Origin of the sequence: Shigella sp. FC1967 (genome assembly GCF_001743005.1) — a bacterium.
Classification (GTDB): Bacteria; Pseudomonadota; Gammaproteobacteria; order Enterobacterales; family Enterobacteriaceae; genus Proteus.
Genome location: NZ_MIIZ01000632.1, coordinates 1 through 21,216, shown reverse-complemented (window position 1 = coordinate 21,216; position 21,216 = coordinate 1). Strand labels below are relative to the sequence as shown.

The window sequence follows — 21,216 nt, the reverse complement described above, 5'->3', positions numbered from 1 at the left end:
ATTTAAAATCAATAGGAGATGTTTCTATTAATTCGGAAGTAATATATCTAGAGTAACTTAATGAAGGGGTAATTATTAGTGGTATAATAATTGAAATTTTTAATTTATTTCTATTTATAAACATAAGAAATGACTCCGTCTATTTTGCAGGTTTTTGAAGATTAATTTGAACGTATAAACCTGTCAATATTAGAGTGTTTTATTTAAAAAATTTAATTTCAATTATTTTAGATATTATTAGTTTTTAATTTGTTTTATTTTATTTAATATATTTTATTATGAATATATGTTAGGTGTTTTTATGAATGTGTTGTTTCTTTTATTTAAGTTCTATTTTCAGTCGATGAATGTCATCTTTATTGGCAGATTGCCAATACAGCTTCACCATAAACACCATGCTGATGAAAGGCATTAATACGGATCAACACAGATTCACCAAGTGAATTAATAAACTGGGAAAGTAATTCAATATTTTCTAAGTAATCGGTTTTTTTCTGGAATATATAAAAGGCGTAATTCTGTAAGTAAATTATTATTTGCTAACCATTTAATTGATTCTTTAATCCGTTGATTACCTCTTCCTGTTAAATAAGTATGGATATCATTATCCCAACTTTTTAAATCGATCATCGCTCCATCCATATAAGGGGCTATTTTTTGCCAGCCGTTAATAGAAAGCGTGCCATTGCTATCAATTAAGCAAGTGAGATGCTGAAGATCGGGAGCTTGTTTTATTGCTTTAAAATATTCAATAAGAAAGGGAAGTTGTAGCGTTGATTCACCACCACTTATTGTTACGCCGTTAATAAATGCTGCATATTTACGTGTAATAGCCATTAATTCATCAACGGTATAGGTTAAAGTCATCGGGCTTGATTGACGTGGACATTGCTGAATACAGGTATCGCATTGTTCACAACTGACGCTGTTCCAACTTATCACACCATTCTTTAATGAAAGTGCTTGTTGTGGACAAGTTGGAATGCAATCACCACAATTGTCACAAATCCCCATGGTGTAGGGATTGTGACAATTTTTACAGCGCAAATTACATCCTTGAAGGAAGATGGCCAGGCGATTGCCTGGGCCATCGACACAAGAGAAGGGCAGTATTTTATTTATCGAAACGCATCTGCTGTTCATGGCTAATCACTCGTGGTTTGCGTTCAGCAATATGACAATTTGCCGTGGCTTCATCACCTAACCAAGTGGTATTAAGGCGAGAGCCTTCTTCTTTGTATTTTTTCAAATCAGATAAACGCACCATATAACCCGTCACACGGACTAAATCATTACCCCCTACGTTGGCGGTAAATTCTCTTAATCCAGAAGAAAATGCCCCTAAACAGAGTTGCATTAACGCATCAGGATTCTGTTTAATGGTTTCATCAACCGTTAAAATATCGCTGATCCCTGAAGTGTAAAATTGATGATGAGGCGCTACCGTCATTAAATGGGTCACGGGATCCGGCTCTGTACCATAAGGGATACGCGTTGCAGGTGTGGTACCAATATCCGAGCTAATACCTGATTGTGCATGTAGCATTGCGCGATGTTTCCAGCCATATTTTACTGGGGTATCCGCGACAAATTGTGCGAGTTTTTCGCTGATCATATAGCTAAGTTTGTTGGCAGATTCATGATCACCATAAGCGACTTGCTTGCCTTCTTTTTCAAATAGAAGTGCCACGGCTTCTGCCATACCGTAAATACCAAACATGGGGGCAAAACGATCTGGTGAGATCAGTCCTTCTTCTACTAAGAAGCTCTGTTCAAAGAAATTGGATTTTTCATAGAGGAATGCACAACGGGCATCAATGATCTCTATTTGCTTTTGCATATAAAATGGCAATGTTTTCTCAAGAAAATCTTGGCTATTTTGGCTACGTTTAGCGACTTCTTTAAGGTTAATCCGGACTAAAGTACTCCCGCCACCACTTTGAGGCAGTGAGTTATAACAGCTAACAATACCGTATTCATCTTTGCCAAAGACTGCATCTTGTAATGTACCGTTGGCAATATGGGGCTTACTACTATGGCAAATATTGGTGATAGCTTGATGCAATAAGTCAGAAGGCGTCGAATTTGCATCATAAATAAAGGTGAGATTAGGGGCGACTTGTTGAAGCTCAACATCTACTTTAAGAATTAAACGCGTAAGAACAGAGTCTTCAGGACCAATATTGGCGTGCATAAAGGCATCTGGCAGTGTTCTATCAAGATAACGCCAGAAACGCTTTAATTTTGGATAGAGCTGCTCTTCCGTCAGGTCACCTACATAAGGCAGTAAAATTTTATCAATACGACCTAAATAAACGGGCATCGACGTGACGGAAGGAACATGATGATAAAGAATTGTGAGCATATTCAGTGCATCATCAAAATCTTGTGCAGGTTCAAGTTCTAAATAGCGAGAGCCTTGCGCTAAAAACTTCGCATAGTCTGGTAACACATAACGCGGTTTATAAGGAGCATGACCTTCATACATATCACAGATAACCCGTTCATTAAGTGCTTTAGCTGCATCTTCAGGAAGCGAGGGATAAGGCAACATGTTTTCCGCTTCTAACGCGAGAAAATGGCGTTTTTGTTCAGGAGAAAGGGTTGGGTTTTCTACGATTTGTTGACAACGTTGGATAACAGATTGTTCAGTCATAACCACCTCAGTACTCAAAGAGCCAGAAAAAGATTTAAAACTTATCTTTTTAGGTTAATGACTTGATAAGAATTTACCGTGACTTTAAACAAAACCCCTTTAAAGATTAGGGGAATAGCACAAAAATACGCATAAATTAGATATATCTAAATGATAGGGTGTGAAAAAAGTGAGTTTAGTGAATGAGTGACTAAACTCACTGACTGATCAACGAAAAGAATCAAACGTCATGTTTTATCTGTTTCATTTTCTGAGCCGTTATTTTTCGCGTTAACTTGCTCTTTTGGTCCCTTCTCTTCCTTATTCTCGTTTTCTTCAACCTCCTCTTTTTCAGTGCGAGGCGGTAAATTAGCCGTTAATAAATAAGGCGATTGTTGCCAATGAACCGGTGTTAACTGAAGAAGATTATGTGAAAGCAAAAAGCCAATAGCCAATGCGACTAATAACATCACACGCAATAAATTTGTCGTATTATCGACCTGGCTTGATTCAGTCACAAGTTGATGAGTATCTAATGTCAGTCTTAAAAAACCTTTGGGTTTATCTTTACCCGGCACAGGCACAACAAGTTGATGATTAAAAGAACCTCCACTTTTTTGTCCTTCTAGTGCTAATCGTTCTTTAACAGTAACATTTTCACCACTATGCGCTATTTGTGTACCATCTTCTAAATAAAGGCTGGCATCAAGCACCCGACTATTGTGAGTTAGGTGATTTAAATTAGCCATAATGAGGGGATTTACGTTATCTTTGCTACTGTCATCTAAATAAGTGGATAAAGAGAACGCAACTTGTTCTGCCAGCGTTTTTGCAAGCTCTTCAAACTGAGTAATACGGGCGTGCTGATTAGCACGACTAAAATAAGACGCACCTTGCATAAGAAATGCCAATAGTGCGATACAAATCAGTATAATTGCCGTTTTTTGTAGTTTGAATTTTAGTTTGTCTTTAAGCATGTTCATCCTTTTGCGTAAGCAAGTATGTGCATGTTGCCAGATGAGTCAGAGATAGAATAGGCTGAATAACGATTATTTTGTTCAGACAGGGGAAAACAGGAGAATAAGTATGTCAAATAGTCTGACCTATTGCTATTTACCGGATGAAATCCGTAAATGGCCAGGTCTGCCGTTATCACTGAGTGGTGAAGAGGTGATGCCACTGGATTATCGTGCTGGCGATAGCGGATGGTTACTGTATGGACGTGAACTCGATAAAAAAAGAATTAGTGAGTTCCAACATAAATTAGGCGTGGCAATCGTAGTGGTTTCTTCATGGCGTATTGATGATTATCAAGTCGTGCGTATTGCTGGTAGTTTAACCCGTCGAATTCGTCGTTTATCTGATGAATGTGGCCTAGATGTCGTTCCTCTAGGTGAGATCCCTCGTTTACGTTCTCCTGGGCTTTTAGTGATGGATATGGACTCAACCGCTATTCAAATTGAGTGCATTGATGAAATTGCCAAACTGGCGGGTGTAGGAGATAAAGTTGCAGCAATAACAGAACGCGCGATGCAAGGTGAAATGGATTTTAGTGAAAGCTTAAAACTCCGAGTTGCTGAACTTAAAGGTGCGGATGCCTCTATTTTACAAAAAGTCATGGATGATTTACCACTCATGCCTGGATTAACAAGCTTAGTGCGTAAACTTCAAGCAATGGACTGGCATATTGCGATTGCCTCTGGTGGCTTTACGTATTTTGCTGATAATTTAAAACAAAAATTACGTTTAGTTGCTGCTGTTGCAAACCATCTTGAAATTAAAGATGGCAAATTGACGGGCAAAGTTAAAGGCACCATTGTTGATGCGAAATACAAGGCACAAGTGCTTGCGCGTTTAGCGAAAGATTTAGAAATCCCAATGGAACAAACCATTGCTATTGGTGATGGTGCAAATGATCTGAAAATGCTGAGAAAAGCAGGGCTTGGCATTGCGTATCATGCAAAACCGAAAGTATATGCTCAGGCAAAAGTCGCTATTCGTCATGCTGACTTAATGGGTGTGATGTGTATTTTAAGTGGTGGTTTAAAACATGAAGAGCGCTAAACGCGTTTTTTTAGTCTCGTTATCGTAGGGAGAGAAGTGTGGCAAAAGCAGCAAAAAGAGCCTTTGTATGTAATGAATGTGGTGCAGATTATCCTCGCTGGCAAGGGCAATGTTCAGCGTGTCATGCGTGGAATACAATTACAGAAATCCGTCTTGCTGCCGCCCCTTCTTCTCGTAATGATCGCTTTAGTGGGTTTGCAGGGGATGCAAAAGGTGTGAGCCGTGTTCAAAAGCTATCGGAAATTAGCCTTGAAGCACTGCCTCGATTCTCCACAGGATTTAAAGAGTTTGACCGTGTATTAGGTGGTGGCGTTGTTCCCGGAAGTGCCATTTTAATTGGGGGAAGCCCTGGCGCGGGTAAGAGTACGTTATTACTACAAACTATGTGCCGTTTAGCCACAGAAATGAAAACGCTGTATGTCACGGGTGAAGAGTCACTACAACAAGTCGCTATGCGCGCTCATCGATTAGGTTTACCGACAGCAGAACTGAATATGTTGTCAGAAACCAGCATTGAGCAAATTTGTTTAATTGCTTCACAAGAAAAGCCTAAATTGATGGTGATTGACTCTATTCAAGTGATGCATATGGCGGATATTCAATCTTCACCGGGTAGTGTTGCTCAAGTACGTGAAACGGCGGCTTATTTGACTCGTTTTGCTAAAACCAATGATGTTGCCATTATTATGGTGGGGCATGTCACAAAAGATGGCACATTGGCGGGGCCGAAAGTATTAGAACACTGCATTGACTGCTCTGTTATGCTTGATGGTGAAACAGATTCTCGTTTCCGTACTTTACGTAGTCATAAAAACCGTTTTGGTGCCGTTAATGAATTAGGTGTCTTTGCAATGACTGAGCAAGGATTACGAGAGGTCAGCAACCCATCGGCTATCTTTTTAAGTCGAGGGGATGAAATCACATCAGGCAGTTCTGTGATGGTGGTATGGGAAGGCACTCGACCTTTATTGGTTGAGATCCAAGCCTTAGTTGATCACTCTATGCTATCGAATCCTCGCCGTGTTGCGGTGGGATTAGAGCAAAATCGCCTTGCTATTCTACTTGCGGTTTTACATCGTCATGGCGGGTTACAAATGTCTGATCAAGACGTTTTTGTCAATGTGGTTGGAGGCGTTAAAGTCACAGAAACCAGCGCTGATTTAGCGTTGTTATTGTCATTAGTATCAAGTTTTCGTAATCGTCCTTTACCGCGTGATTTAGTGATATTTGGTGAAGTTGGCCTTGCGGGAGAAATTCGACCTGTACCAAGTGGGCAAGAGCGTATTGCAGAAGCAGCCAAGCATGGCTTTAAACGCGCTATTGTACCCAGTGCCAATATGCCAAAGAAAAAACCACCCGATATGAAAGTGTATGGTGTGAAAAAGCTGTCAGATGCATTATCTGTTCTTGATGATTTAGAAGACTTCTAAAGGAGCTAATTATGGGACCTTTTGATTATATCAAACAGGCTATCAGAAAAAATGGGTATACCTTACAACAGGTTGCTGATGAAAGTGATATGACAAAAGGCTATCTTAGCCAATTGATTAACAATAAAATCAAGAGTCCCAGTGCTCAAAAGATGTCGGCATTACACCAATTTTTAGGGTTAGAATACCCAGTGAAAAAGAAAACCATCGGTGTGATCTTTGGCAAATTTTATCCTCTTCATACAGGACATATTTATTTAATTCAACGCGCTTGTAGTCAAGTTGATGAATTACATGTGATCCTCTGTCATGACGAGCCGCGTGATAAAAATCTATTTATTAACAGTGCAATGTCGCAACAGCCAACAGTGAGTGACAGATTGCGTTGGTTATTACAAACCTTTAAATATCAAAAAAATATTCGTATTCATGAATTTGATGAACATGGTATTGAGCCTCAGCCCCATGGTTGGGAAATGTGGAGTGAAGGAATAAAAACGTTTTTACGCGAAAAGCAAATTACACCTGACTTTATCTATACCAGTGAACGTGATGACGCGGATCAATATAACGCTTTCTTAGGGATTGAAACGGTACTTATCGATCCAGAACGTTCATTTATGAATATCAGTGGTAGTCAAATTCGCCAAGCTCCTTTTAAATATTGGGAATATATTCCAACAGAAGTTAAGCCTTTCTTTGTGCGTACAGTGGCTATTTTAGGCGGTGAATCTAGCGGTAAATCAACATTGGTCAATAAGCTTGCTAATATTTTTAATACGACCAGTGCATGGGAATATGGTCGTGATTACGTTTTCTCTCATTTAGGCGGAGACGAGATGGCATTGCAATATTCTGACTATGATAAAATTGCATTAGGACATGCCCAATATATTGATTTTGCGGTTAAATATGCCAACAAAGTGGCTTTTGTTGATACGGATTTTGTCACAACACAGGCATTCTGTTTACGTTATGAAGGTAAAGAGCATCCCTTTGTTCAAGCTCTGATTGATGAATACCGTTTTGATCTAGTTATTTTGCTAGAAAATAACACGCCGTGGGTAGCAGATGGTTTACGTAGCTTAGGCAGTGATAAAGAGAGGCGTTATTTCCAAACCTTGCTGATAGAAATGCTTGATAAAAACAATATTGAGTATATCAAAGTGAATTCTCCGGATTATGATGAGCGCTTCTTAAGTTGTGTTGAATTAGTCAGAGAATTATTGATGATGCAATCAAAGCATATTGAATAATATTATGATTAAAAAAAACGCCATGTTATGGCTTTTTTACATTTGCTCATTAACCTAATTATACTTCAGCTCTTTCATTTTTCGTAAAGAATAAATCATTGCCACTTACTATTCTTCATTACGGATGATCACTTAGAATTAAATCTCTGTTCAAAAGATAAAAATACATAAAAAAATTTGTAAAGTCGGTTATCTACATAATAATGCTATTTTTTTCAATAAGGTGAAAAAGGTTACTGAAAATAAATTCAGGGATCTTTATGATAGATATCAGGTATAGATTTATCGGTGTGTATTTCTTTTGCCATTAGGTGTGAGGAGTCACACGCTCTATCTTCATTCGTTCAAGTGAAGAAGTAGACTATTTTTCGTAAAAGGACAAGATAATGGCGCAACCTTCCCGTGTTTCACTTCATATCAAGAAAACAGTCATTTCGTTAGCGATTGCTGCTTTAGGTTTTACCGTCTCATCAAATGCATTGGCTTATCAAAAAGTTCATCAACCAGATAATAGCTATCAGCAGTATGTCTCTCAGCGCCAAACGGTTGATAGTTTGATCCAAGATGCATTAGATGCCTTTAAGTCACCAGCGCGTGTCTCTGATGCGGGTTTTACGGGAAAACTGCCATCAAATATGGAAATTGTGGCGCAAAAACTGCAGCAAGCTTATAAATTAGAGCCTTACCGCCTCGATTTATTATTTAGTACTGCTAGCGCTTATATCTATAACAATGATGTTCCTCGTGCGATCACTATCTATAAACAGATTTTAGAGGCGGCACCTGATGATATTGATGCGTTAATTTACGTCACTTCATGGACACGTTTTGAAGGTCAAAATAAAGAGAGCGAAGCCTATTTCAATAAATTGAAATCATTAAATCCGGCAAAAGCAGAAGAAATTAGCCGATTCTTTGCCGAAATCGATCGCGTCAGCAAAATGCCATTAAGTGATAAATTAACCCCTGCTGATTTAGCAAAACTGAAAAAAACCAAAGATAACAACGCGATTGTGACATTAGGTTATGCGTTAAATCCCGATGGCACAATGAATAAGATTTTAATTGAACGCTTAAATAAAACGTTAGAGGTCGCTAAACAATTGCCTGAAGCAATGATTGTTGTGACAGGTGGTGTACCTAAAGCGCATCAAACAGAAGGTAAATTAATGGCGGATTGGTTGGTGAAAAATGGTATTCCAGCTGAACGTATTTTCCAAGAAAACTACGCACGTACCACTGTCGAAAATGCGTTATTTAGCCGTTATGCTTTAACCAAACATCGTATTAAAACCGCAGTAATTATCAGCTCTGGTAGTCATGTTCGTCGTGCTGATGCAATTTTTACTCTCGCGAGTTGGCAAAGTGGACCAAGTGATATCTCTTACTTGACCGTTGTTGCGCCCGATAAGCCATTAGCGGAATTACAAAAAGCCAGCAAATCAGATATACAGGGTATTTATCGTGATGGCTTAAAAGCATTAGGATTATGGAGCTTCCGTAGCTATCCATTAGAAGAGCGTTAATTTAATTAAGCTAGAATAGAAACCCAATGATATGAATAAACGTCTATGTTGGGTTTCTATTTGCCGTAAGTTAACAACGGTTAATTTGAAATTGGTACACCAATAGGTGTGGTAAGCAGAACTATAGGCGTTGCAATGATCACTAGAGGGAGAAGAACGGCATCTCCTACCAGCGTAAACGGTGTTAATGCAAAATTACGCAAAGTTCGACTTGGATTATTCTTCTCTTCTTCTTTGGCAGAAAGAAATACTAAGTTATATTTCATTGCAAGATTATCTTTAGGATAAAAATTAAATCTTAATTGTTCTCGTGTAAATATCATTCCTATTATTTTATAACCCTTATAATAGCCATCTTTATTTTCGGTAAAACCATATTTTTTAAGTGAAGTGATCTCATCTTCATTTAATTTTGAACGATCAACAGTAAAAATACTGAACTCACCTGAAAAAGAAGGTACTGGTGAGCCACTATTGGCTTTATAATAATTAAATTGTTTTAAGCTATCTATGTTTTTAAATTTTATCAATGGAACTGTTTGAATAACATTATTCATTTGTTCTAGACTAGATCCTCCATCTTCCACAAGATAAAATATATTTTTCACCGACTAAACCAATACCAGACGAAGGATAACGTGAGCAGAAACTAGAACATTTTACAGTTGTATCTCTTTCTAAAACAAAAATTTTCATATTTAAATGATGCAACAATATTATCATTGAATTCTTCGTAGTGAACATATTCTTTAGTTTTAGGTGGATTACCTTTCCACATAGCAGAAAGTGAGACATCCAGATAAACTCGATATAGAAAAATATTAGTGTAATGAGATAAATAACACGTAAAATAAGTCTATTCATAATAAAGTAATATCTCTTAGATAGTTTTATTAATATAAAAATAGCAATTATTATATAGTGTAGTTTATAAAGATGGCTAATAGGGAAACATTAAGATAAATCCAAATAAAATAATAAATCACTCCAATTGGATTTAATCGTTATCTAATATCTCAGGAAAGAAAAGATAAATAGCCGGTGTTGCTAAGATAACAATAGGTAATGCAAGGACATCACAGACCACAGTCACAGGCGTTAACGCTACATTTTTGCAGCACGACTTGGATAGTTAACATCTTTTTTATTTGAATTATTTAATTGAATTGATAACAATTATCATTACTATTGTTTATCACAATAGTTTATAACGAGAATAATAAAGTGAGAATTCCTCTGATGATATGCGCGTTGATGGCCTCTTTTCCCAGTTTTGCTAATTGTTTAGCCGTAACGGAAGGCAAAGAAATAACAGGCCAGTTTGATAATAACAATACGCTGTGTTTTGCTGCTCATTTAGAGCGTGAGCGTTATGTTGAATTAAACATAAAAGGGATACAAAACCTACGGTTAGAGAAACAAGATGGCACTCATATTCGCAGTTTATTAAAAGATATTCCTTCTGATGGGCAGCAAAAAGTACGTTTTTTATTACCTAAAACTGCGAATTATCAATTGGTTGCACAGGGCGAAGCTAAAAAGCAGTGGCAATTCACGCTAACAACACAACCTTATCAGCCGTTAGATAACGATGCGGGAATTGCCCCTGTTAGTCCCCGTTTACAAACACTTGCTCAACAACTAAATCAACAACGTATTCAGGCGTTTTGGCAACAAGTTCATCAGGAAGGTGCTCCCCTGATTGAGCCTTATGATAATGACAAAAAGTTAGTTACCTTTTTATGGCGAGGCGCGAAATCGAATGTCTATTTATTGGGATCACCCGATGGTAATCATGATCCGTTAACCCATTTAGCAAATAGTGATATTTGGTACCGTAGTTATATCGTTCCTAACGATACACTAATGCAATATAAATTAGCACCTGATGTACCTGTTATTAAAAATTCAGAGCCTTTTGAGCAACGTCGTGCGATTTTAACCACCGCACAAGCCGATCCGTTGAATTCTCAAAATTCGCCAAGTCAATCTGAGGATATCTATAATCACTTTTCTTTATTGTCCTTGGACAGTAAACGTGAATGTCAATTACCCGATATTCTTGATAGAACAATGAAAGGCAAGACAGAGATTGTTCGTTTTCACAGTGAGATCTTAAATAATGATCGTGAAATAGCGCTTTATCTGCCAGCACAAAAAATGGAAACACCACGGATCCTCGTATTATTTGATGGTCAAACTTATCGTCGTCAATATGGTATTGATCGGTTTTTTGATAAACAGATCGAGGAAGGTAAATTGACACCGATGATGATCTTATTTGTTGATAGTATTGACAGCGATCGCCGTAGTGTTGAATTGCCACCAAATCCTGATTTTTATCGTTTCTTGGCAGATGAACTCTTTGTTTGGCTAGAACAAGAGAAAGGGATTGACGTATCGGGAACAGAGACGATTGTATCAGGCTCAAGTTATGGCGGGTTAGCATCTTCATGGGTTGCATTTAATCGCCCTGATCGTTTTGGTAAAGTGCTGAGTATGTCTGGCTCTTATTGGTGGGCGCCTGAAAATGAAGAGCCTGAGTGGCTTATTCGACAATTTGAGCAAGCAGATAAAAAGCCACTACAATTTTTTTTTAGAGGCGGGGTTATTTGAAAGTCGTGGTGATAAGGGGGGGATTTTAAATAATAATCGTCATCTTAAACAGGTTTTAGAACAAAAAGGTTATCCTGTTAAATCACTCGAAATGGCGAGTGGACATGATTATATTTCTTGGTGTGAAACCCTGTATTTGGGGGCAAAAGCATTAACCCAAGAGAATGACTAATTTAACGGCGCGTCTTAATACCACGCCTTAATAATATGTTTTAATCCAACAGAAGCTTATACATGCATTCGCGGTATAAGCTTTTTGTTTGTCATCAACTTGTCATAAAGGTGTCATCTAAATCACTTTTACTCTTCATTTCTTTGTCATTTAACAGCCGTAAGCTTTTCCTGACTTAAAACATGAATCCTGTTTTTTATTTTAGAGTGCAAGGAAAAAGCTATGTCTCATCGTTACCAACGTTCTATTTTATCCATTATTGTAACAACGCTATTGGCTGGTGCGAGTTTCTCTTCTTTTGCAGCTCCCGTTGCTGCTGATGCAATTTTGGCACAAGATCGTGCAGCAAAAGGTAATATCACGGAATTTGGCGGTGCTCGCCGTATGACCCAGGATCAAACTGAGGCATTAAAAGCAGCTTTACATAATAACCAAGCAAAAAATGTGATCCTCTTTATTGGTGATGGTATGGGGGATTCGGAAATTACTGTTGCGCGTAACTATGCGGAAGGTGCTGGTGGTTTCTTTAAAGGTATCGATGCCTTACCTATTACGGGTCAATACACACACTATGCTTTAGATAGAAAAACACAAAAACCTAACTATGTCACAGACTCCGCTGCATCTGCAACAGCATGGGCTTCGGGTGTCAAAACCTATAATGGTGCATTAGGGATTGATGTGTTTGGTAAGGATCACCAAACTATTTTGGAATTAGCAAAAGCTAATGGAAAGGCTACTGGGAACGTGACAACATCAGAAATTCAAGATGCAACACCAGCAGCGCTGTTCTCGCATGTAACAGGACGCAAATGTTATGGCCCTGTTGAAACGTTAGAAAAATGCTCAACCAATGCATTAGAGAATGGCGGCAGAGGTTCTATCTCTGAGCAATTATTAGTCACTCGTGCAGATGTTACATTAGGGGGCGGTGCGAAAAGTTTTGCTCAAACCGCTGCCGCGGGTGAATACAAAGGCAAAACGTTAGAGCAACAAGCGATTGAGCGTGGTTATCAAATCGTGAAAGATGCAAAATCACTTGATGCAATTACGCTTGCGAACCAAGATAAGCCAGTACTGGGTTTGTTCCATGAAGGAAATATGGCTGTGGCTTGGGAAGGCCCTAAAGCCACGTATCATGGTAATTTAAATAATCCACCTCTAGAGTGCAAACCTAACTCTAAACTCGATCCAAATGCGCCAACACTGGCACAAATGACTAAAAAAGCGATCGACTTACTGAAAACGAATGAAAATGGTTTCTTCTTACAAGTTGAAAGCGCCTCTATCGATAAGCAAGATCATAATGCGAATCCTTGCGGACAAATCGGTGAAACGGTTGCATTAGATGAAGCGGTACAAATCGGTTTAGATTTTGCTAAACAAAACGGCGACACCTTGATTATCGTAACTGCTGATCATGCTCATTCAAGCCAAATTATTGAGGCGGACGTGAAATCAAGCGGGTTAACTCAAGCGCTGATCACTAAAGATGGTGCAGTGATGGTAGTGAACTACGGTAACTCAGAAGAAGAGTCACAAGAACACACTGGCTCACAACTTCGTGTTGCCGCTTATGGTCCACATGCGGCGAATGTGGTTGGGTTAACTGACCAAACAGACTTATTCTTCACAATGCGTGACGCGATGGGTCTGAAATAAGTTCCCGTTAAATTTATAGTCTGTCTGAAGTTGTAGTCGAATTGCCTTACTAAACTTGTTGTATTTTATCGCGACTTAGAGAGATACCCTCTAGTCGCGTTTTTTTTATTTATACGATCTTATGTCGATAAAGTGATAATAAATCAATAGGTTATTTATAGTCTAATTTTGAAAATTAGCACTTTTCTGTTATAATTAATCGAAATTACACATTTATTCATACAAAATTCTCAATTTCTCCATTGATTATTGCACTTAAGTTGCAATATCTTTTTGCCTAATAACATCCATTTTTGTTCAGGCATTACCAGCAAAAAATCTTTTTCAGATAGTTTATCTGCTCATGGTCTTTCTCTTTTTTATGAGATTGAAGGAGAACAGAGTCAAACAAACAACGATAAAAATAAGGTTCTTTTTTCTATGCTGACACTGCTTCATTTACTCTCATCGGTTGCGCTTCTTGTCTGGGGAACTCATATTGTTCGTACAGGTATTATGCGTGTTTTTGGCTCCGATTTACGCCGAATTTTAGGTAAAAGTATTAATAAAAAATCCAACGCCTTCCTCGCGGGGGTGGGAGTAACGGCATTAGTCCAAAGCAGTAATGCGACGGCACTTTTGGTTATCTCTTTTGTGACACAAGGACTGATTTCGATTACACCCGCACTTGTTATTATGCTAGGTGCAGATGTGGGTACTGCACTTATGGCGCGTGTGCTGACGTTTGATCTCTCTTGGCTATCTCCACTTCTGATCCTTATCGGGGTGATCACTTTTCTAAGCCGTAAAAAAGAGCGAGTAGGGCAGTTAGGGCGAGTAGGCATTGGCCTTGGCTTAATTATTTTAGCCTTACAACTGATAGTCACCTCAGCTGAGCCAATTACTCATGCCAGTGCGGTACAAGCTATCTTTACTTCATTAAGTGGAGATACCATTTTAGCTCTTCTCGTTGGTGCTTTATTTGCGATGGTAAGCTACTCAAGTCTTGCGGCAGTGTTATTAACTGCGACATTGAGTGCAACAGGGCTAATGCCTTTGTATATCAGCCTATGCATTGTGATTGGTTCTAATATTGGGAGTGGATTACTCGCCTTAATGAGTAGCCGAGGGCAAAGTGTTGTTTCGCGTCAAGTGGTGTTAGGAAGCTTATTTTTTAAATTAATTGGCGCTTTATTGGTTTTACCTTGGATAACCCTCATTGCAAATAAAATTCAGCAATATGGATTTTCACCCGCTGAAGTCGTTATCTATTTTCATGTTATTTATAATCTTGCTCGCTGTATTTTGATGATCCCTTTTGTAGGCATAATGGCAAAATTATGTCAGCGACTTATTCCTGAATTACCTGTGACGGGATCTGAAATGGCGCCGCGTTATTTAGATCAATCAGCTATTGATACGCCTTCATTGGCGATTGCTAATGCGGTTAGAGAGTCACTACGATTAGGTGATGTAATAGAACAAATGCTGCAACGTTTTACTGCATTAATGGAAGGCGATCGTCAGCAAAAAAGGGAAATTAGCCAGCTAGAAGAAGAGGTGGAATTACTTCACAGCAGCATTAAATTGTATATGGCTCAAATTCAACAGCATGATCTAGGAACTGAAGATTCCCGACGTTGGGCTGAAATTATTGATACAGCGATGAATTTACAACAATCATCCGCTATTATTGCGCGTATGTCAGCTGAAGTGGTGAGCAAAGGTTTAAATCACCACTTATTTTTATCGGAGGAAGGACGTCGTGAATTACAGACACTCCTTGAGCGTCTGCAAAGTAATCTGAATCTGGCGATGTCGGTATTTGTTTCCGGCAACATGGAACATGCTCGTAAATTACGTCGAGCAAAACATCGTTTCCGTTTACTCAATCAGCGTTACTCGTTTGCACATGTTGAACGTCTTCATTTGCATAATATGCAAAGTATTGAAACCAGTTCTCTGCATACCAGTTTGCTTGGTGATATGAAACGGTTGAATTCCTTGTTCTGTGCTGTGGCTTATCACGCACTAGAACGAAGTGAATCATCATCAGAACAGGTTAATCTTTAATTATGAAATATATTATTCGTCAATTAACACGAAATGAAATTCCACAAGTATGGGAAATTGATCGAACTGAGCTTATTGAAAAGCTATATGTCTTAAAAGAAGGAACGTTGCTTTTAACAGCGCAACGCTTTGATATGAAAGGTTGGCCAGAAGGTGAAGCAGAACACTATACGCCTGTTTTACTCGAAAGTTTTGACCGAGGTGCGCCTTTTTGGGGCGTTTTTGAACAAGGTCAACTAGTTGCAGCTGCGAGTGTTGATCCGCAAAAACGAGGTCAAAATGGCACTTTACTTCAACTCTCTTTTTTACATGTCAGCCATCAGCAACGTGGGCAAGGTTTAGCACGAATATTATTTGATTATTGTGTGGAATATGCGAAGCAAAAAGGAGCTGATGGGTTATATATTTCATCAACACCTTCTGAAAATAGCGTAAATTTTTATCAGCATTTAGGGTGTCGTTTAATTGATACACCTGATCCTGAACTTTATGAAAGAGAGCCTGAAGATATTCATTTAGTCTTTCATTTTATTGAGCCAAATAACGCTTAATTTCGGTTATTGCCTATAACAATAACATAATAAAATTAATTGCCTTATCGTGGAAACATGATAGGGCATTTTTATTTCTTCTATTAAAAGAGAGACATAACCATTTAAAAAATAAGGATATAAAACAAGTTTTTTTCTTTATATAAGTTGATTTGATATAGGTGTTATATATAATAATGAAAATCATTATCATTAGTGGTAGGTTATTATGGCTAAACCAACACGTATATCTTCAGTGACATCTTGGACATCTCGCATTAGTTTATGGGAAATGTTAGCGGTTTCTTCTTTAGTAACCGTACTCACACATTCTATTGTAGGAACATCCGCCTTTACGCTGGTTTTAGTCGTTTCAATGCTGTTATCAACCTTGATGCTATTCCATAAGAAATTACAGATGTGGGTAATGATCCCCGCAGGTGTTGTATTAACCTACAGTTTGATGACACTGGTGGTTGCGTATCATGGATAGAGAATAGAATATTTAGCAAGTCATCGACGAGATGTTATTACAGGAAAAAAAGAAGAGTGATTGAGTGGTGCGAAGAGGGGACTTGAACCCCCACATCCGTAAGAACACTAACACCTGAAGCTAGCGCGTCTACCAATTCCGCCACTCTCGCATTCAGACAGGAAGCGGATTTTATGCTTTTTATTTTTAGCGTCAATTATTTTTTCAATAAATTATTCTGGAGATGAAAAATAAAATACCTTGAATGATGACTTAAAACCTTCCCTAAAAATAAAGCCCCGTTATAAATAACAGGGCTTGTGATTACTCTTTCTTGGTTGCTTGGTAAACTTTGAATTTACCTGTTGATGCAAGCACTTCATGAGAACCAAATACATGATCCAGTATATCCGGGTAAGGGATAAATGAATTCGCTACAATGCGTAATTTACCCCCTTTTTTCAGATAATTTGGGGCAAGGCGAATGATATCTTCAGCGGCGGCATAGCTTGTCCCTAAACCATCATGGAAAGGGGGGTTTGAGATTATCCAATCATAAGTTTCTTCAACGGCTGAATAGACATTACTTGCAATGACGCGACCTTCTAATTCATTCACGTTTAAGGTGGCGATACTAGAAGAAATTGCCGCTGCATTCACATCACACAGTGTGAGTTTTAACATTGGGTTTTTCTTGCCAAGTACAGTGGCAAGAACACCACAACCACATGCCATATCCAGTAAATCCCCAACCATTGCATCGTCAAACGTTGATAGTAATAAACGACTACCATCATCTAATGCATTTTGACTAAAGACACCGGGTAAAGCCATTACAGTCAGATCATCATGGCGATAAGTTTGCCACCAGTTATTACGATCAAATAGGGTTTGATATGTTTGAGTACCAAAAAATAGGCTACAACGGCGCGCTGAATCTATTTTTTTAAGTTTAGCGATACCGTTCATTAATTCTGTGGCACTTTTTACACCGCTACGGTTTTCACCGACGATAAAGATTTCAGTACCCACTTGTAAGTTAGAGCAAAGGCTACGCAGTTGGAAAGTGGCTTCATTTTTATTTTTAGGCCAAAAATAGATCAAGGTATTGCAATATTTCACAAAGGATTGATCTGCAACTAAACCAAAGAGTGCATTATCACCCATTGATTTTAGTAATGGTAGCCACTGGTGATATTGGTTTGTATATGCTCTGACACTTTTCGCCTGAATTTGCGCTGCGAAAGTATCTTGAAGATCACCTGCAATAAGTACATGCCTGTCTGCGAAATGATCTAGGTGACGAAGAATAACTTCGCTAGCAGGGGACAGTGAGGACATTATGATTATTACTCCTTAAAAAACATAAGACGCATGATATCAGATATAAAGAAACCGACGCTATTTATTGGCGTAGTTTATGCCCTCTGATACTATGTACCGTTGTTCTACACTTGATAGGTAAGCATAATGAGCCGTAAAGACAGAATGTTATCCCAACTTGGAATTCGTCAGTGGGTACTTCGTAAGCCTGCTGTGTTAAAAGGCGAGCATTCTGTTCAATTTCCGGATACAACACGTTTACTTATCATTACTGATGATACCGTTGATCTAAATAACGGGCTTTTCTCTGATATTTTTAGCGCCGATGGGGATAGATAAAAGACGAAATCTATTGTATTACAACAGATGATGTGAGCATGCTCACAGAATCATTTGATCTTCCCTGCTGGTTATTAGGCACTGATCTCATACTTCCCTCTGAATATATTTCTCTGAGAAGCCCTTCATTACATCAGTTATATTTTGATGCTGATGCAAAAACGCGATCTTTGGAAACAAATCTCTCAATATGAAGACCATTTCACTCTTAAACCCTGCTGATTTACCATTAGCATGGCAAATTGAAAAAATTAAGTCATTCATTCCCTTGGAGTGAAGAAACATTTTATAGTAACCAAGGTAGTCATTATTTTAATCTAAAAAATTTGCATTGATAATATTATTGTAGGTTTCGCAATTACGCAATTAATATTAGATGAGGCAACACTTTTTAATATTGCCATTCATCCTGATTATCAAGGGAAAGGTTACGGTAAAGCACTTTTATTAGAACTGATTGAAACACTTGAGAAAAAAAATATAACCACCTTGTGGTTAGAGGTGCGAGAATCTAATGAAAAAGCGTTCAATCTCTATGAATCCATAGGATTTAATTTTGTTTCAAAACGAAAAAACTATTACCCCACAAAGACAGGGAATGAGGATGCGATTATCATGGCTTATCCTATTTCTTTCTAATTAAATCTTTATTTAAGTTAAATTTAAAACGCCTTCTGTTGGGCGTTTTTATTTTATTCGATGTGTAAATGTTTTGTTTTTTATTATTTTTGTTTTAAATTTATCTTTATTCTTACTTAATGTAAATTCATCAAGGTAATTTCACTTTTGTCATCGTCTTAATTTTAAAACATTAGGTGATTATAACGGTGTTAAAAAAGGTGAATGGTATTTAAAATAAGTAAAATTGAGTATTATTTTTTTGTTTTAAATAAAGTGACTTGTCTCTAAATATAGACAAAAATTAAATGTAAATAGAGATGTATTTATTTAGCTCTTTATGTCTCTCTAGATTTTTAACCGAAAATAAAGAGGCTAACTCTTTACTTTATTGATAGCTCATAAAAGCAGCTTGTGAAATGTTTAGCAAACATAGGTATTGAGAGTATCAATGAAAACAAGGCTGCTCTATCTATAAGGCAATAGGCGTGATTAATTTTTTCAAACACTAGGCATCACTCTCTCAAGTAGATAAAATAGTAACCATTGATTGTTTATACAGACAAGATAGGCGAAAATAAGCGCCAATTACGATTAACTTACGGGTTGAATGTCTTTATAGTCACTTTAATTATTATTTATAGCAATATATCAGTGTCTTACATTCTCTCGTCTATCAACCAGAAGATCACCATTGATGTCTAATCCTATTTTTCAGCAAGAAGTTGCTCGTCGTAGAACTTTTGCCATTATTTCCCACCCCGATGCGGGTAAAACAACCATCACTGAAAAAGTGTTGTTATTCGGACAAGCCATTCAACGTGCAGGAACCGTAAAAGGTCGTGGTTCAAATCAGCATGCAAAATCTGACTGGATGGAAATGGAAAAACAACGTGGTATTTCTATTACAACCTCAGTGATGCAGTTCCCTTATGCAGATTGCTTAGTGAACTTATTAGATACCCCAGGGCACGAAGATTTCTCTGAAGATACTTATCGTACTTTAACCGCGGTTGACTGCTGTTTAATGGTAATTGACTCCTCTAAAGGGGTCGAAGATCGTACTCGTAAGTTAATGGAAGTAACGCGTTTACGTGATACTCCAATTCTGACTTTTATGAATAAACTTGACCGTGATATCCGTGATCCAATGGAACTCATGGATGAAGTTGAAACAGAATTAAAAATTGCGTGTAGCCCTGTTACGTGGCCTATTGGTTGCGGAAAACTCTTCAAAGGGGTTTATCACATTCTGAAAGATGAAACGTATCTTTATCAAACAGGTCAAGGTCATACTATTCAAAATTCTCGCGTTATCAAAGGGCTAGATAATCCAGAGCTTGATGAAGCTATTGGTGATGATTTAGCAAGTCAACTACGTGATGAATTAGAGTTAGTATTAGGTGCCTCCCATGAATTTGATCATGAGGCATTTTTAGCGGGTGAATTAACCCCCGTGTTCTTTGGTACTGCATTAGGTAATTTTGGTGTTAACCATATGCTTGATGGCCTTGTAAAATGGGCACCAGCACCAATGCCTCGTCAAACAGATATGCGTGAAGTGACCGCTTCTGAAGAGACATTCACTGGTTTCGTCTTTAAGATCCAAGCCAATATGGATCCTAAACACCGTGACCGTGTTGCATTCTTACGCGTTGTATCAGGTATGTATGATAAAGGCATGAAACTGCATCAAGTTCGAATCAAAAAAGATGTGGTGATTTCTGATGCATTAACCTTTATGGCGGGCGATCGTTCTCATGTTGAACACGCATATCCTGGGGATATTATCGGTCTTCATAACCACGGTACAATTCAAATTGGTGATACCTTTACCCAAGGTGAGATCCTGAAGTTTACCGGTATTCCAAACTTTGCCCCTGAGTTATTCCGCCGTATTCGTTTACGTGATCCGTTAAAACAGAAACAGCTACTTAAAGGATTGGTACAGTTATCAGAAGAAGGCGCTGTACAGGTCTTTAGACCACTGGCAAATAATGATTTAATCGTCGGTGCTGTCGGTGTACTTCAGTTTGATGTGGTTGTTGCAAGACTTAAGAGTGAATATAACGTTGAAGCGATTTATGAATCCGTTAACGTTTCAACAGCACGCTGGGTTGAATGTAATAACGAGAAAAAACTCGAAGAGTTTAAACGTAAAAATGAACAAAACTTGGCACTCGATGGTGGTGATAACTTAACTTATATCGCACCAACGATGGTCAACTTGAATTTAACACGTGAGCGTTATCCTGATGTTGAGTTTCATCAGACGCGTGAACACTGATACTCGTCATACTTCAAGTTGTAGCGTTGTTGACGGCGTTCATTCGCACTAGTCACATACTGATGTATGCTCCTAGCGACTCATTCACTTGTCGCCTAGCTACATCTTGAATTATTTAGAGTATCTACTCTTCTGCTTCAAGTTGTAGCGTTGTTGACGGCGTTCATTCGCACTAGTCACATACTGATGTATGCTCCTAGCGACTCATTCACTTGTCGCCTAGCTACATCTTGA

The 21,216-nt window shown here is 38.2% G+C and carries 16 protein-coding genes, 1 tRNA gene and 2 pseudogenes; 13 read left to right on the top strand and 6 right to left on the bottom strand.

The genetic code is table 11. From position 1 onward, the window contains the following. Positions 1-319: 319 nt before the first annotated feature. The 3 genes and pseudogenes from BHE89_RS08075 to BHE89_RS08065 form a co-directional block, all read right to left on the bottom strand. Positions 320-1,143 (bottom strand): annotated as a pseudogene (locus BHE89_RS08075) (YjjW family glycine radical enzyme activase). Then, positions 1,115-2,656, bottom strand: a complete 1,542-nt coding sequence (locus tag BHE89_RS08070) for a YjjI family glycine radical enzyme (protein ID WP_069369740.1) — start codon at positions 2,654-2,656, stop codon at positions 1,115-1,117. Before BHE89_RS08070 ends, BHE89_RS08075 begins: the two are co-directional and overlap by 29 nt. Before the next feature lie 227 nt (positions 2,657-2,883). Then, positions 2,884-3,612, bottom strand: a complete 729-nt coding sequence (locus BHE89_RS08065; RefSeq protein WP_069369739.1) for a YtjB family periplasmic protein — start codon at positions 3,610-3,612, stop codon at positions 2,884-2,886. 109 nt (positions 3,613-3,721) lie between these two features. On the opposite strand from BHE89_RS08065, the gene serB reads away from it, so the two are divergent. From serB to BHE89_RS08045, 4 genes are all read left to right on the top strand, one after another. Next, positions 3,722-4,699 (top strand): phosphoserine phosphatase, encoded by a 978-nt coding sequence (serB, locus tag BHE89_RS08060; RefSeq protein ID WP_069369738.1) that lies wholly within the window; start codon positions 3,722-3,724, stop codon positions 4,697-4,699. Between the two features lie 38 nt (positions 4,700-4,737). Continuing rightward, positions 4,738-6,129 carry a DNA repair protein RadA gene (gene radA / locus BHE89_RS08055; RefSeq protein ID WP_069369737.1) on the top strand — a complete coding sequence of 464 codons (1,392 nt, stop codon included), beginning with the start codon at positions 4,738-4,740 and terminating at the stop codon, positions 6,127-6,129. Positions 6,130-6,140: 11 nt separating this feature from the next. After that, positions 6,141-7,385, top strand: a complete 1,245-nt coding sequence (gene nadR, locus BHE89_RS08050) for a multifunctional transcriptional regulator/nicotinamide-nucleotide adenylyltransferase/ribosylnicotinamide kinase NadR (protein WP_069369736.1) — start codon at positions 6,141-6,143, stop codon at positions 7,383-7,385. A 386-nt stretch (positions 7,386-7,771) separates the two neighbouring features. Further along, positions 7,772-8,911, top strand: coding sequence for an ElyC/SanA/YdcF family protein (locus tag BHE89_RS08045; protein WP_077885162.1), 1,140 nt, complete (start codon positions 7,772-7,774; stop codon positions 8,909-8,911). An 80-nt stretch (positions 8,912-8,991) separates the two neighbouring features. On the opposite strand, the gene BHE89_RS08040 is transcribed toward BHE89_RS08045, so the two are convergent. Then, positions 8,992-9,519: a hypothetical protein gene (locus BHE89_RS08040; RefSeq protein ID WP_128860393.1), complete on the bottom strand. Its 528-nt coding sequence runs from the start codon at positions 9,517-9,519 to the stop codon at positions 8,992-8,994. Between the two features lie 646 nt (positions 9,520-10,165). Here BHE89_RS08040 and BHE89_RS08035 point away from each other — a divergent pair. The 5 genes from BHE89_RS08035 (at position 10,166) to BHE89_RS08015 (ending at position 16,436) form a co-directional block, all read left to right on the top strand. Then, on the top strand, positions 10,166-11,527 hold the full coding sequence (locus BHE89_RS08035; RefSeq protein WP_286145989.1) for an alpha/beta hydrolase-fold protein: 1,362 nt from the start codon (positions 10,166-10,168) through the stop codon (positions 11,525-11,527). A gap of 394 nt (positions 11,528-11,921) precedes the next feature. After that, the gene (gene phoA, locus BHE89_RS08030) at positions 11,922-13,361 is read left to right on the top strand and encodes an alkaline phosphatase (RefSeq protein ID WP_069369732.1); all 1,440 of its coding nucleotides are present in this window, start codon (positions 11,922-11,924) and stop codon (positions 13,359-13,361) included. Between the two features lie 420 nt (positions 13,362-13,781). Continuing rightward, positions 13,782-15,413 carry a Na/Pi cotransporter family protein gene (locus BHE89_RS08025; protein ID WP_069369731.1) on the top strand — a complete coding sequence of 544 codons (1,632 nt, stop codon included), beginning with the start codon at positions 13,782-13,784 and terminating at the stop codon, positions 15,411-15,413. A 2-nt stretch (positions 15,414-15,415) separates the two neighbouring features. Further along, positions 15,416-15,964 carry a GNAT family N-acetyltransferase gene (locus BHE89_RS08020; RefSeq protein ID WP_069369730.1) on the top strand — a complete coding sequence of 183 codons (549 nt, stop codon included), beginning with the start codon at positions 15,416-15,418 and terminating at the stop codon, positions 15,962-15,964. A 208-nt stretch (positions 15,965-16,172) separates the two neighbouring features. Beyond that, a complete protein-coding gene (locus tag BHE89_RS08015) occupies positions 16,173-16,436 on the top strand; it encodes a DUF1435 family protein (protein WP_069369729.1) in 264 nt (87 codons plus the stop codon). A gap of 65 nt (positions 16,437-16,501) precedes the next feature. Here BHE89_RS08015 and BHE89_RS08010 read toward each other — a convergent pair. Beyond that, positions 16,502-16,587: transfer RNA gene (locus BHE89_RS08010), tRNA-Leu, on the bottom strand. A gap of 152 nt (positions 16,588-16,739) precedes the next feature. Next, positions 16,740-17,756, bottom strand: a complete 1,017-nt coding sequence (gene rsmC, locus BHE89_RS08005; protein WP_069369728.1) for a 16S rRNA (guanine(1207)-N(2))-methyltransferase RsmC — start codon at positions 17,754-17,756, stop codon at positions 16,740-16,742. Positions 17,757-17,885: 129 nt separating this feature from the next. Between rsmC and BHE89_RS25345 the strand changes: the two genes are divergently transcribed. The 4 genes and pseudogenes from BHE89_RS25345 (at position 17,886) to prfC (ending at position 20,982) form a co-directional block, all read left to right on the top strand. Continuing rightward, positions 17,886-18,077 carry a DNA polymerase III subunit psi gene (locus tag BHE89_RS25345; RefSeq protein ID WP_286145988.1) on the top strand — a complete coding sequence of 64 codons (192 nt, stop codon included), beginning with the start codon at positions 17,886-17,888 and terminating at the stop codon, positions 18,075-18,077. Positions 18,078-18,115: 38 nt separating this feature from the next. Then, positions 18,116-18,271 carry a hypothetical protein gene (locus BHE89_RS25340; RefSeq protein WP_286145987.1) on the top strand — a complete coding sequence of 52 codons (156 nt, stop codon included), beginning with the start codon at positions 18,116-18,118 and terminating at the stop codon, positions 18,269-18,271. Further along, positions 18,268-18,716, top strand: a pseudogene (gene rimI / locus BHE89_RS07995) (ribosomal protein S18-alanine N-acetyltransferase). Before BHE89_RS25340 ends, rimI begins: the two are co-directional and overlap by 4 nt. Positions 18,717-19,392: 676 nt before the next feature. Then, positions 19,393-20,982, top strand: a complete 1,590-nt coding sequence (prfC, locus tag BHE89_RS07990) for a peptide chain release factor 3 (protein ID WP_069369726.1) — start codon at positions 19,393-19,395, stop codon at positions 20,980-20,982. The last annotated feature ends 234 nt before the right edge of the window (positions 20,983-21,216 follow it).